At 57.7% G+C, this 13,429-nt stretch carries 12 protein-coding genes; 3 read left to right on the top strand and 9 right to left on the bottom strand.

What is annotated here, in order from left to right; genetic code table 11:
• Positions 1 to 126: 126 nt before the first annotated feature.
• Positions 127 to 1,191 (bottom strand): recombinase RecA, encoded by a 1,065-nt coding sequence (recA, locus tag Q0837_RS07720; protein WP_298467188.1) that lies wholly within the window; start codon positions 1,189 to 1,191, stop codon positions 127 to 129.
• 187 nt (positions 1,192 to 1,378) lie between these two features.
• Here recA and Q0837_RS07725 point away from each other — a divergent pair, with 187 nt between their 5' ends.
• Positions 1,379 to 2,272: an IS1595 family transposase gene (locus Q0837_RS07725; RefSeq protein ID WP_298467191.1), complete on the top strand. Its 894-nt coding sequence runs from the start codon at positions 1,379 to 1,381 to the stop codon at positions 2,270 to 2,272.
• A gap of 84 nt (positions 2,273 to 2,356) precedes the next feature.
• On the opposite strand, the gene Q0837_RS07730 is transcribed toward Q0837_RS07725, so the two are convergent.
• Positions 2,357 to 2,827 (bottom strand): ImmA/IrrE family metallo-endopeptidase, encoded by a 471-nt coding sequence (locus Q0837_RS07730; RefSeq protein ID WP_298467194.1) that lies wholly within the window; start codon positions 2,825 to 2,827, stop codon positions 2,357 to 2,359.
• A complete protein-coding gene (locus Q0837_RS07735; RefSeq protein ID WP_298467196.1) occupies positions 2,824 to 3,252 on the bottom strand; it encodes a hypothetical protein in 429 nt (142 codons plus the stop codon). Before Q0837_RS07735 ends, Q0837_RS07730 begins: the two co-directional genes overlap by 4 nt.
• 49 nt (positions 3,253 to 3,301) lie before the next feature.
• Between Q0837_RS07735 and Q0837_RS17580 the strand changes: the two genes are divergently transcribed.
• Positions 3,302 to 3,580: a WYL domain-containing protein gene (locus Q0837_RS17580; RefSeq protein ID WP_367275167.1), complete on the top strand. Its 279-nt coding sequence runs from the start codon at positions 3,302 to 3,304 to the stop codon at positions 3,578 to 3,580.
• A gap of 125 nt (positions 3,581 to 3,705) precedes the next feature.
• On the opposite strand, the gene Q0837_RS07740 is transcribed toward Q0837_RS17580, so the two are convergent.
• The 5 genes from Q0837_RS07740 to smpB all read right to left on the bottom strand — a co-directional run bounded on the left by Q0837_RS07740 (position 3,706) and on the right by smpB (position 10,715).
• Positions 3,706 to 5,298, bottom strand: a complete 1,593-nt coding sequence (locus tag Q0837_RS07740) for a hypothetical protein (RefSeq protein ID WP_298467199.1) — start codon at positions 5,296 to 5,298, stop codon at positions 3,706 to 3,708.
• Between the two features lie 59 nt (positions 5,299 to 5,357).
• Positions 5,358 to 6,869 carry a DUF4139 domain-containing protein gene (locus Q0837_RS07745; protein ID WP_298467202.1) on the bottom strand — a complete coding sequence of 504 codons (1,512 nt, stop codon included), beginning with the start codon at positions 6,867 to 6,869 and terminating at the stop codon, positions 5,358 to 5,360.
• Between the two features lie 111 nt (positions 6,870 to 6,980).
• A complete protein-coding gene (locus Q0837_RS07750) occupies positions 6,981 to 9,398 on the bottom strand; it encodes a response regulator (RefSeq protein ID WP_298469843.1) in 2,418 nt (805 codons plus the stop codon).
• Positions 9,399 to 9,505: 107 nt separating this feature from the next.
• Positions 9,506 to 10,090: a DUF2062 domain-containing protein gene (locus Q0837_RS07755; RefSeq protein WP_298467204.1), complete on the bottom strand. Its 585-nt coding sequence runs from the start codon at positions 10,088 to 10,090 to the stop codon at positions 9,506 to 9,508.
• Between the two features lie 142 nt (positions 10,091 to 10,232).
• Complete coding sequence (smpB, locus tag Q0837_RS07760; protein ID WP_298467207.1) at positions 10,233 to 10,715, bottom strand: SsrA-binding protein SmpB; 483 nt, start codon at positions 10,713 to 10,715, stop codon at positions 10,233 to 10,235.
• 209 nt (positions 10,716 to 10,924) lie between these two features.
• Here smpB and Q0837_RS07765 point away from each other — a divergent pair, with 209 nt between their 5' ends.
• Entirely contained in the window at positions 10,925 to 12,868 is a 1,944-nt protein-coding gene (locus tag Q0837_RS07765; RefSeq protein WP_298467210.1) for a S9 family peptidase, read from the top strand.
• Positions 12,869 to 12,872: 4 nt separating this feature from the next.
• Here Q0837_RS07765 and Q0837_RS07770 read toward each other — a convergent pair whose 3' ends face one another.
• A complete protein-coding gene (locus tag Q0837_RS07770; protein ID WP_298467213.1) occupies positions 12,873 to 13,427 on the bottom strand; it encodes an aspartyl/asparaginyl beta-hydroxylase domain-containing protein in 555 nt (184 codons plus the stop codon).
• Positions 13,428 to 13,429: the final 2 nt, after the last annotated feature.

Here is a 13,429-nt window from a genome sequence, read left to right on the forward strand (position 1 = left end):
CTCTGGCTACATAGTTGCGCAAACGCCAGACGCAGAAAAACCGGCGGCGCCTAAGGGGGCAAAGGCACACGCCGGTTTTCCGGTTTCTCGGGCGCGGGATCGATGCCCGCCTGGCCCGCTTGAGGATTAACTGTCGGTATCCGCGTCCGGGCCCGTCATCATCTCCTCGGCAACCTCATCGGTGCGGCCGCGAATAGCGGCTTCCAACTGGTCGCAAACTTCAGGATTTTCCTTAAGGTAATTCTTCGCATTCTCACGGCCCTGGCCAATCCGGATGCTGTCATAAGAGAACCAGCTCCCCGATTTCTCGACCAACCCGGCCTTGACGCCAAGATCGAGTATTTCGCCGCGCTTGGAAATGCCTTCGCCATACATGATGTCGAATTCGACCTGCTTGAACGGCGGTGCAACCTTGTTCTTGACCACTTTGACACGGGTCGAGTTGCCAACCACTTCGTCGCGGTCCTTGATCTGGCCGGTCCGGCGAATGTCGAGCCGCACAGAAGCGTAGAACTTGAGTGCGTTGCCACCCGTGGTTGTCTCAGGGTTGCCGTACATCACACCGATCTTCATCCGAAGCTGGTTGATGAAGATGACCATGCATTTCGAACGGTTGATCGACCCGGTCAGTTTGCGCAGCGATTGGGACATGAGCCGCGCTTGAAGGCCGACATGAGCATCGCCCATCTCGCCTTCGATTTCGGCGCGGGGGACAAGCGCCGCCACCGAGTCGACCACCAACACGTCGATTGCATTCGAGCGAACCAAGGTGTCAGTAATTTCGAGCGCCTGCTCGCCCGTATCGGGCTGCGAGACGACCAGTTCATCAATGTCTACGCCCAGCTTGCGAGCATAGACTGGATCAAGTGCGTGCTCGGCGTCGACAAACGCTGCCGTACCGCCCGCTTTTTGGGCTTCGGCAATCACATGCAAAGCCAAAGTGGTCTTGCCTGAGCTTTCCGGCCCGTAGACTTCGATAACCCGCCCTTTGGGCAAGCCACCAATGCCGAGTGCGATATCAAGACCCAGCGAACCGGAAGAAATCGATTCAACCTGCATCGCTTCCTTGGAGCCCAGCTTCATCGCCGAACCTTTGCCGAATGCACGATCAATCTGTGCAAGCGCGGCGTCGAGCGCCTTTTGACGGTCCACGTCTTTTTCCTTCTCTACGAGCTTAAGATTAGTAGCCATCGCATGACCTCCTTCGCTTGCCTAGAGCCGGTTACCGAGTTTTAACCGCCCCATTGGGGAGACTGTGTTGTCGCCCCCTGTTGGAGATCATGTATCGCATTTGTTCTCATAGAACAAGTAGGGAACGAAATTTATTTTGGGGTGTATCCCCTTGCCATACGTAACCTGATCGTGTATATAATGATGCATGACAACGAAGCCTCTGACTACCGCCGCTTTTTTCCGCATGTTCCCCGATGACGAAACGTGCCTGAAACACCTGTTTGACGTTCGCTTTGGCGATGGTTTCGAGTGTCCTAAGTGCGAGCGGGCCTCCAAGTGGTTCCGTATCAAGGCCGAGCGCGCCTATTCGTGCCAGTGGTGCGGCCACCACCTGCACCCGACCGTAGGCACTCCGTTTGAAAAGACCCGCACCCCGTTGCAGCTATGGTTCTACGCAATCCACCTGTTCACCACCACGCGGCACGGTGTCAGCGCGAAGGAATTGGAGCGCCAGTTAGGCGTTACCTACAAGACTGCTTGGCGCATGGCTAAGCTGATCCGCGAGCACATGGCAGATGTTGACGGTGACCGGCCCATTGGCGGGCCTTTCAAGACGGTCGAAATTGACGAGACATTTGTTGGGGGTCACCGCGAGAACGGACAAGGCGGCAAAGGCAAAGCGGTTGTGTTCGGTATGCTAGAAAGAGGCGGCGATGTGGTCACAGAGGTTGTTGCGGATCGCAAGAGCGGCACGCTGCTCCCTCACGTCATAAAGCACGTCCAGCCTCACACAGAGGTCCATACCGACGAATTGCGCTCATACGGCGGTCTCGGCACGCTCAAGGGCTACTGGCACAAGCAGGTCAATCACTCGGAAGGCGAATACGTTTCGGATACCGGAACAACCGTCAACGCGATTGAGAATTTCTGGCGTCACCTCAAATGCTCAATCACTGGCACTCACGTAAGCGTACGCCCCAAATATCTCGGCCTCTACGCCAAGGAATTTGAGTATCGGTTCAATCGTCGCAATCGTCCTGAGACGATGCTTCCGGAGCTTCTTTCGACTTTCCGGCCATTGCCTCAATCGTGCGATTGAAGGCGTCTAGGTCGCCAATCTCGCCTTCACGTTCGGCGATAAATTGGTCTAGCTTGCCCTGCTCGATAGCTTCCTTAAGTTTCATCATGTCGGCAAACCGAGACGAATGCTCATTGCGATTTCAGATACCTTAAACAGCCGCGCAAGGGCAGAAACACTAGTGGTTCCAGAGTCCATAGCATCAGAGATCAACCCCATCGGCATAAGCAGGTCAGCCGCGAATTGATTGGCCTGTGTCTCCTGCCAATTTGTCATGCCTTCGGCACGAAGCCGGTAGTTGTCCTGGTGAGTTGCCCCAATGCTGTCTTTATGAAGCACAAAGTGACCAAGTTCATGCGCCGCCGTGAACCTTTGGCGGACGCTAGGCTCGCTTTTGTCAACGTAACACTCGAACTGATCGCCGTTGACGCGCTTTAACATGCCGGAAACACCGTCCTGCAAGTCCACCGAAAATATCGGCAACCCAACCTCTTGCGCGCAAGCCGCGACATCAACTGACGGCTCCTGCATGTGCGGAGCGAAAAGCGTCAGATACTCAGAGGGTATCGTCGTCATTGTGCTGCCCCTTTCTCGTCAAACGGCGGCTCGTCTTCCTCCTCGTCACGCACAAGCTCGTCTAGCTTGCGAGTAATTGCATCGAGTTTTTGAGACTTTACAGCCTCATCGATGCGGGACTTAACCAATGCCTTAAATTCGTCACTCTCAATATAGCTATCCCAGCGCTTGTTCGCAATTTGTTTCGCTTGCGCCCTCGCAGTCCTTACAAGGGCACCAACACCCCAAATAGCCAAAATGGCGATCAAAACACCGAGAACGGTTAGAGTGTACGTCGAGATATCTACGACCGTTCCAATGGCATCCATAGCCGTCTGTGACGCTTCAATCGCGCGATCAATATGCTCTTGCTCTACCTCACTTGGCTCAGGTGCTAAGCTAGGGACAGTCGTTGGTGTCGGTTGAACAATTGGAGACTCGGCCATGAAATTTGGCTATTGCCTTTAATTTCACGAGTCAATTCAGAGGCCTAAAGTGACGCAAATCTGTGACGCTATTCGAGACCGCCAAGTTATCTCCTTTCTTTACAAAGGTAGGACTAGGACCGTGGAGCCTCATCTTGTTGGCTACGACAATGACGGCGACCTAACCCTAAGCGCTTGGCAGCTTTCTGGCGGTAGTGGTCAAGGCTTCCGCGATTTTCATGTAAGTAAACTATCCGGGCTGACCATAAGTCCACAAACCTTCGCAGGGCCGCGACCGGGCTATAATCCAAACGATAAGACCCTAAGCCGGATTGTCTGCCGCCTTTAGTGCAATCGCACACTTGCGGCCACCGAGCGGGACCGCTGTTCAGCGCACAATCTGACATATGATGGTGCAACATTGCGCTACCTACCTATGCGAAGGGGATACACCCCTTTATTTTCGCGAGCAGTTCAATCGCGTTCCGTGTCGCGCAGACGCCAGACAAATTTGCGCTCTGAATTGGCCGGGATCGTTACCTCGACGATCTCGTAGCCGTTCTTCACTTGAACTTTGTTGCGCGGGAAACGGATGTTCCAGTCACCTGACCACCCCAGCTCCAGCCGCATCTTAACCGGATGGGGATTGGCGTTGGTCAAATTCGCCTGCATCTTTGTCCACTTGCCGCCTTCAAGCCGGTCTTCGTCATCCTCTCCAAGCCGCGCGCACTTGGCAAAAACCTGAGCACTGTTTCCGATTTCAAGCTCGACATCCTGTCCGCGTGCGTAGTCGCGCAGCTCAGTGGTTGCAGCCAGCTGTGTACCGAATGACGTTGGCTCGAACAGGTTCAGCGCGCCTTGCGGGAGGGCAATGCCCAGCCCTTTCTTCTCTTCGTTCTTGGTGACCAAGAGCATCTCTGCCGATTCCGGCTCGCCGAGCTCACCGATCCAAGTCCATGGATCACAGCCGGCGGTGTAGAGGAAGCGCGCCTTGACCTCTTCCTTATTGATGAACGCGACCTGTTTAAGCCCCTTCGCGGAGACATCGACACGGTCGGGGACCCGGAATAGCTTAAGGTCGCCGAGGTTCTCTTCCTCTGCGGTCACGACGCTAACTGAGACTGGAGCCTCTTGCAGCGCTTCACGGCGCATACGGGAACCCGTTACCATGATCGCACCATCAGCCATCGCCATCATGGCCTTTGGAGTCGATCGACCCGGCGGCGGCGGGGGAGGAGGAATCGCCGATCCTGCCGCGGTGCTCCCAAACGGATAGCATGTCAGGCGCAATGGTCGCGCGACCGGGGGATCGGACAATTCCTGGTAGTCGCTGTCGACATTGAGGGTCCCGGCGATGATCTGAAGCTTGGCATTGTTGAAGCTCTGATCATTGTCATTGAGGAGAGTCAGCCAGCTGAGCAGGCTCAACTGGAATTCGTCGCCGTCCTTCTTCTCTCCCATGGTCGCGACATAATTCGCCTGCCAGTCAAATCCCCATGCAAGATAGGTGAGCGTGACTTCGTAGGTGCCGCCGCCCGGTGTGGCAGTGTCTATCGAGAATATCGGCTTGGCCGAAAGCCCATCGGACACGCCATCGAAGGTCAGCTTTTCGGGCAGGCCGGCACAGCGCACCGCTTCGAAACCTTGCGATGATTGCAACACGAGACCGCCATCGGCCCGTGTCCGCACGACTGCCTGCTCTGACTGCACGTCTCCCGTGGCGGGATTCGTACGGGTGATCGTGACGCGGTTACCCAGAGCGCCGTTGACAAGGGCGGCAGGCGACAACAGCTCGGCGTTGCGGTTCTTCTCGATTGTTCCACCCGGAAGGCCGGTGACGATCGCGCTTACGCCCACCATACCTTCGGCGACGCCTTCAAAACGGATCGTCGATTCGCCCTCTGGCAAGGTGACCGTGCGGACTTCGCTGATCATCGCAAAGCCCTTTGGCCAATTGCGATTCATCTCATCGCCAACGTCGCGATCCGGGTCGCGGTAGATCGTAACGGACATATCCTGCGGCGCGGATGCGTCGACAACGCTCCGGGCCTCCAGCGGCTGCCCCACAAGGGACGCCAAGGATAGGGAGAGGATTGCGGCCAACCGCATTGGCTTACCCCGCCCGCTTACCAGCGGGTTTCGTAAGTGACGCGCAACACGGTCTCACCTTCAGCAGGCACAGGCACCACATATTTGCGCCGCTGGTAATTCAGCTGCTCACCCTCGATGGTCTCGCTGACAATCCGGTAGTCATAACCCCACCAGTAGCGGCCAAGGCCATTTTGCGTCACTTCGACGTCAACCGGTTCATCTTTGGCGTTGGTGATCTTGTAGCGCATGGTGGTGCGATAATAGACGTTGTTCTTGAGCCGTTCGGCTTCGCCCCGACTGAGCAGTTCATCGTTCTCGTCATAGACCCGGAATCGCGCGCTTTTGACCCATTCACTTTGCGTGATGCGCTCGCGCTTCTCGACCTCCGCTTGAACGAAAATGTCGAAGGCCTGCCCGGTCGTAAGCGACAATTCACTGCCCATTGGGGTGTGCCCAATGCCATTCTCACCGATAAACTGCGGCGTACCCTGACTGTCGCGTTGGTAGAAACGGACGGTGCCCGCTGGGAGCGCGTCACCGAGGCCCTGATCGCGCGAAGATGAGAAGCTGATCGCGCTCGCGACGTTCACTGGATCGGTATCGTTCTGCGCCCAGCCGATGGTGCGCGAATAAACCTTGCGCGCAGGCACAGCCTGCACGTCAAGGAAACTGACCTGCTTGGTCTGCGCGTTGGCAATCGTTGTGCGCCCGCTAATCGGGTAGAGGTAGAAATCACCAAGCCGCTCGCGATCCGCGCTCTCAGTCCCGGCGCGGGTCATGCCGCGGCTGCCAAAACCGCGGCCACGCGAACCGTTGGGATTACCGGCAACCAGCAACGTGTTGGCCCGGTGGAAAGTGGTGCCGCTGTTGTTGGTCAGCGTCACCCAGCCCTGCATATCGATTGTATCTTCGCGCTCGTTGTAGAGCGCTACATAATCTGCGCTCCACCCGAGCCCGCCTGAGAGGTAGCGCAATGAAACCGGACGCGATCCTGCGCGGCTGCTGTCGAGGTTGACCGAGAGAGTCGGACGCGCTCGCAGATTGGGCGGCACGCGGTCGAAGATCACGCGGACCGGCAGGCCGTCATCGCGCAACACCTCGATCCGATTGCCGATCTGTACGACGACACCGCCAGCGGTAGAAAGGACCTTGGCCCGTTCGCGAGTCTCGATCCCGGTTGCCGGATTGGTGCGCAGCAGAGTGACGGTCTGGCCGATTGCCTTTTCCATCATCTTGGTCGGTGTCAGCAGGTCGAAATCGAAATTCTGCTCTACAATGGTGGTATTAGGCGCAAAAAAGCTGAGCGTTTGCGGGCGGATCTGTGCGGAAACGTCGGGAAATTCGACCCGGCTCCTGCCCTGCGCGATGTCGAGTTGCCGGACATCCTGCACCAGCGCGAGATTGCTATTGTAGATGGTGACCGACACTTCGCCCTGCGCGGTTTCGTCGGGATCGGGGACCGATTGAGATGATGCGGTACTCGTCATCAACGCAGCGCCGCCAAGCGCTGCAATCTTGATCACGCCGGCAAGTTTCCGTTGATGCATTTTCAGCCCCTATCAATAACCCACGGCAACTATGATGGAAGTTGGCGGTTTATCCAAGGTGAATGGTAATTCGTCCCGATATTCAAGAATGTTGGGCGTCCGAGCCGCGCACTACTGCGCTGATTCTATAGCCTCAGCTGCTCGCAAAACACTGGCGACCTTTTCACCGATCGCAGCGACGCTGAAAGGTTTGGCGATGAAGTGCATGTCCGGAATGTCGATGTCTTTGCGCAGGTGCTCTTCAGCATAGCCAGACATGAAAAGGATCGGGATTTCCGGGCGCAATTGACGGATCGCGCGAACCATCGCGGGGCCGTCCATTCCCGGCATCACCACATCGCTGACAACGAGGTCGAATTCTCCGCCTGTCGTGATGGCTTCGAGCCCTTCTTCTCCACCCGGACATGCGGTGATCTCGTATCCGGCTCTCGCAAGTGCCCGTTCGGCCACGGCGCGGACCATATCCTCATCTTCGACCAGCAGGATCTTGCCGCCTGCCGACCACTCGGAAGATTCGACGGGCTTGGGCGCTTCGCGCTTGCGAGGCGCTTCGCCATGGTGAACCGGGAAGTAGATTGTGAAGCGCGCGCCGACCTGCTTGCCGCTCTTGTCAGTCACATTGTCCGCAAAGATGAAGCCGCCTGATTGCTTTACGATCCCGTAGGCTGTCGACAGGCCGAGGCCTGTGCCTTTGCCCTGCTCCTTGGTCGTGAAGAAAGGCTCGAACAGCTTCGGTAGAACGTGGGCTGGTATGCCGCCGCCCGTGTCCTGAACAATCAGCACCGTATAATCTGCCGAAGGAAGTATCTCCGAGCCGAGCTGGATGACCTCTTTCGCCTGAAGGCTGCGGGTAAGCAGCGAGATCCGCCCCGCCCCGCCGCGTGCATTTGACTGAATCGCATCGCGCGCATTCACAGCGAGGTTCATGATGACTTGTTCGAGTTGCTGCGGATCGGCACGCACCGCGCCCAGATCGCGGTCATGCTGGACAAAGTAGCTGATCTTCTCACCTAGCAGCCGTTTGATCAGCGGATTGACCTCACTCACTACGTCGGGAAGCTGGAGAATCTCAGGTCGCAATGTCTGCTGGCGCGAAAAGGCGAGCAATTGCCGTGTCAGCGCTGCTGCCCGGTTCGAGTTGGCTCGGATTTGCTGGATGTCGTCATAGTCGCTGTCGCCGGGCGTATGGCGCAGCAGCATCAGATCGCAGGTCCCGATGATCGCGGTCAGCACATTGTTGAAGTCATGCGCAACGCCGCCCGCAAGCTGTCCAACCGCCTGCATCTTGGTCGCCTGGGCGACTTGGCGCTTGAGTTGGTTCTCCTCGCTTGAATCGGCGAGGCTGAGCAGCACCGCCGCTTCGCCTAGCCCGCGTACGCCCGCAAGGCCGAGCGAAACCGGTTCCTCGGGCTGCGACCCGAGGCGCACTGCCATATTGCCGCTGGTCGCCGGGCCGCGCCCGTGACGCCGCACTGCGTCTGACAGCGCAGCCTTGTCTTCATGCACCACAAGGTCGGTCGGGAATGCAGGCAAGCCCCGCCCTTCACGCTCGACCGAGCGGAGGAAGGCATCGTTTCCAAACAGGAACCGCCCGTCGCGGTCCGTCATCGCGAGCCCGAGCGGCAATTGCGCGAGCAAGGCGTCGAGCTGAGCCACACCAGCCTGCGAGGAACCGTCCCAGCCGCTGCCAATGCCCACACCGCTGTCGACCAGCAACATAAGCGACGTGCTCTCATCAGGCCCGATGATCGCATTCTCGGCACCCTCACGCAGGGGTACGTCGATCAAGGTTTGGGGCGTCCCTCCCCGGCCTTCGCGGGCGAAATAGATCCGGTCCCGCTCATCAGACCTGAGCACGGATACGAAGTCCTGACCGGCGAGTGTTGCGGACGCATCTCCTGAAGCACGTTCGGCAAATCCGGCGCTGACCTGCCGCACTACTCCGTCAGCCGTGGTTATCGCGGTTTCGATACCGGCACGGCTCAGCATCTGGCCAAACGGACCCGATAGGTCGAGGTCTTCGAGAGCTTCGGACGCCTCGACGATGATCCGACCGAATCGCCAGATCAAATGATCTTCGCCGCGGCCCGCCCTCTCGACCGCGACGCTCCAGCGCAGTGAGCCATTGTTGGCAGCAAATTCATCAAGTGTGCCCGCACCATCCCGCCAGGCTTCGCGCGCGAGCCGCGTCATCGCTTCCAGTTCTGGCCTGTCGAGCGGCAAGGAGGGCGGCGCACTGCCTACTCCGAACGCTTCGATAAACGCGGAATTGGCGCACACCAGTCGGTTGGCCCGGTCAGTGATCGCGACTGCCGAGCCGTCTTGCTCGATTGCGGCCACAGTTACAGACCAGTCGGTGGCAATCTCCGTTTCGGATGAGGAAGGCGAGCGCATTTGTTCAATGACGAATGCGCCCGTCAGGAGCACCGCCAATCCCACCGCGTATGCGGCGGCAAGCACCAGGTTCGATGTCGCGAAAAACACAACTGCGGCGCTCACGACAAGCACCGCGAGCAGCAACCCGATCATCAAGCGGTTATCGTAGGCCGAATTCGTTTCGAGTTCGCTGTCCAAGAGCGTGCCGCTTCCCTCAGTCCGCACCGTCCATCGGCGCGCAATTTGATCTTCAGAAGGCCTTAATTCGCATTGAGGCGCTGGTCGAGACGAGCTTCCATCTGCGCAAGGCGTTTTGCCCGCTTGCGTGCGACCAGCACCCGCCATGTCGCGCTCGCCACAAGATAGCCGACCGCCGCAGAAACAATTGCGAGAACCAGAAATCCGAACGCGGTAACGCCGGCGAGCTCAAACAGATCGACCAGCCATGTCAGGCTGCCGCTCTGGAGTTCCTCATTGGCCATCCCCCCAACCGCCGCATCGAAATTGAGCGTCAGCTGCCCAACCTTGTTGGCCACAACTACCCAGAACGGGAATGTGAACGGATTGGTGATGAACGTAACCAGCGCAGCGAGCGGCACGTTTGCGCGCGCCGGGAGCGCCAGAAACGCTGCCAGGAATATCTGACCAATAGGGATAATGAAGCCCGCAAACAGGCCCAAGGCGACCCCACGAGGTACAGAGCGCCGCGTAAACCGCCACAATTCAGGGGAAAGGAAGCGGTGCGCGATCGGAGCAAGATATTTGTTGCGCGCGAGTTCATCACGCGAAGGCATGTATTTGCGGATCGTATCTGCCGCCCAAGTATTGCTGCGCTTTGAACTCATGACTGAATAGCTGCCCTGCTCCGCGACTCGCGAGAACGCAAGCCTCGCTCGGTGAAGGGCAGTTGGGACGTCATGATCGACATATGGGTACTCGATCCGATCTGACCAGTCGGTGAATCGCGATCTCCGATTTCAAACTGGCTTAACCGCGTTCGCGCATCAACCGGGCCTTGTCGCGCTTCCAGTCGCGGTCTTTGATTGTCGCCCGCTTGTCGTGCGCCTGCTTGCCTTTGGCGAGCGCCAATTCGACCTTGGCCCGACCTTGCCCGTTGAAGTAAATCGACAGCGGGACCAGCGTCATACCTTTGCGCTCGACAGCGCCGAACAGGCGGCCGATCTCGCGGCTGCTCAGAAGTAGTTTTCTAGGGCGGCGTGGTTCGTGATTCTGCCGGTTTCCATGGCTGTATTCGGGGACGTTGGAGTTGATCAGCCAGACCTCTCCGTCCTTAACTTCGGCATAGCTCTCAGCAATGCTCGCATGTCCAGCGCGCAAGGCTTTCACTTCGGTGCCTTGCAAAGCCAGACCCGCTTCGAACTTATCTTCGATATGATAGTCGAAACGCGCGCGGCGGTTCTCCGCCACGGTTCTTTGCTTGTCGAAGACTGGTGGTTTCGGCCGTGCCATGATGCTGGCCAGATAGGCGCTTCATTGACGTTCGCAAAGCCCTCGGTTTCAGGAGGTCTTCTGAGATCGGAGCCATTCGCTATCCGCGCAGCAGCGACTCGCCTCTATGGCGCACTGAATTGGCGGGGCAGAATTTCATGTTGATCCAATACGCGAAATAGCGATGATAGCTGAGTCAGGGGTTATGTGAATGTTGGGGTCGTATCCAAATGCGTAAATTGATTGCCGCTGCACTTGCTGCAGTGACGTGCTTGCTCGTGCCAATCGCAGTATCCGCTCAGGAGCCATTGCCTATCGAAGAGTATGGCAAGCTGCCCGATGTCGAAGACGTGGCGATTTCACCTTCGGGCGATCGTATTGCGGTGTTGATGACCATTGGCGGCAAGCGCCTGATTGCCGGGATTGAAGACAAGGACACCGTGATTGGGCGGTTCGGGGTCGATGACCTGAAGATTCGCTACCTCGAGTGGGTCGGGGAAGACCGCCTGATGATGGTTTTCAGCCGGACACAGGATCTCGGCTACGGCTTCACCACCGACAAAGCCGAATTGTACATGGCTAGCATTCTCCCGATGGAAACGAACGTCGAGGCCGGAACCGTATTCGAAAAGCAGCGCGACTTAGTGAGCGCGATCATGGGCGATTACGGCGTTCGCCAGATTGACGGACGCTGGTACGGCTTTTTCGGTGCACTGAGGCTAAAACGGGGCGTCACCCAGAGCTACACTTTCGATCACGGGCGACCGTTCTTGTACCGCATTGATTTGGAGGACTTTTCCGTCAGGAAAGTCGCCAATGCAGCGCGCACCGAGCACGACAATGACTGGGTAATCAATGCTCGCGGTGAAGTTGCTGCAACCTTCGAGATTAGCGACCAAAGCGGCAAATGGACGCTGAAAGGGCCTCGTGGAGATCGGATTGCCCAAGGACAAAACACCACCGGGCGGATCGGGCTCGTAGGCCTTGGCAAAGATGGTACGACCGTAATCCTGTCCGAAAGCGGTCCCGAAAGCACGCGTTGGTTCGAAGTTCCCCTTGCCGGCGGAGAACAAAAGCCATTCCTGCCGGGCGTCGGCTTCGACCGGCTCTATTTCGATGATGTAACCGGGCATTTCGTTGGATATCTTAAGAAAGGTCCTGAGCCTGAACCTGTGTTTTTCGACGAGAACAAGAAGAAGTCGGCAAGCATGGTGCGCAAGGCGTTCGGCGATCTTCAGGTCCGGATGCTCGATTGGACGCAAGACCTCGACAAGGTGCTTGTCCGCACAAGCGGCAATCTTGACAGTGGAACAATCTTCCGCGTCGATGTCGGCAACCGCCGCGCTGAACCAGTCGCTTATGAACGCAACGCGATCGCGCCAGCCTATGTCGGGAAGATTTCGACCTTCGAATACACTGCCAGCGACGGGCTCGAGATGGACGGCATTCTGACACTACCGCCTGGCAAAGAGCCCAAGAACCTGCCGCTGGTTATGCTGCCGCATGGCGGTCCGCACAGCCATGACACGCCGTCATTTGACTGGTGGGCGCAGGCGTTCGCGTCGCGCGGCTATGCCGTGTTCCAGCCCAACTTTCGCGGTTCGACCAACCGGTCGGGCTCGTTCCGCCGTGCAGGTTACGGCGAATGGGGCCGGAAGATGCAGACCGACAAGTCGGACGGCCTCGCTGCACTGGCAGAAACGGGCATGATCGATGCCGACCGAGCCTGCATCGTCGGAGCGAGCTATGGCGGATATGCAGCACTTGCCGGCGTGACGATTCAACAAGGTATCTATCGCTGCGCTGTTGCCGTCGCACCGGTGAGCGACATCAAGGATATGTACCAGCAGGATTACCGTGCGACCGGCGGAGATCGTACAACCAAGAAATCGCTGCTCGAACAGCTCGGACCGCGCGATCGCTGGGACGCAGTTTCGCCGGTTCGTCTAGCCGAACGGGCTGACGCACCGATCATGCTGATCCACGGAAAAGACGATGTTGTGGTACCGTACAGCCACTCGACCAAAATGGCTGACAAGCTGAAAGACCATAAGAAGCCCTATGAGATGATCACGCTGGAAGGCGAAGATCACTGGCTCTCGCTCTCAGAGACCCGCAAGCAGATGCTCAATGAGGCGGTTCGATTTGTCGAACAACACAACCCCGCGAATTAGCGGCTCAAACCAACGCGGCTTCTAGCAGCATCTCTTCCCACCATGCATTGCGCCGACAATCCATGATCAAGTGCGCGCGCCACTGATCTGAGCGATTGTGGATTTCGTGTGGCAGGTCGAAATTCAAGTACCAGCATTCGCCAGCAGCCATTGTGACTTGGTCACCATTGTGGATGGACTCGACTCCTGGTCCGGTAGTGATCGGCACATGGACCCGGAAGACGCCATCTTCAAAACTGCGCCCGACATCGCGATGCGGCCGAATGGAGGCACCAGGAGCAAGCGTATGAACCCGCATCAACTCCATCGGTGATTTGATCGCGTTGAACACCGACAGGAAAGCGGGACAGGCTTTCAAACGCTCATTCGGAAAGAACTCGGGTGTCCGGTCCATTTCAGGCACGAACTCAGGCTCGATTAGCTCAACTTTGTAGAGCGTGTCCGGTTCAAGATACGGATTGTAGACGTCACCGTAGGCGTCTTGCGGGAGGCTCCGATAATCCGCCGCGAGCAATTCCGGATCGAATTGCAGCGGCAGCTTCTTTCGGACAATCGTCATAA

The organism is uncultured Erythrobacter sp. (genome assembly GCF_947499705.1).
GTDB lineage: Bacteria > Pseudomonadota > Alphaproteobacteria > Sphingomonadales > Sphingomonadaceae > Erythrobacter.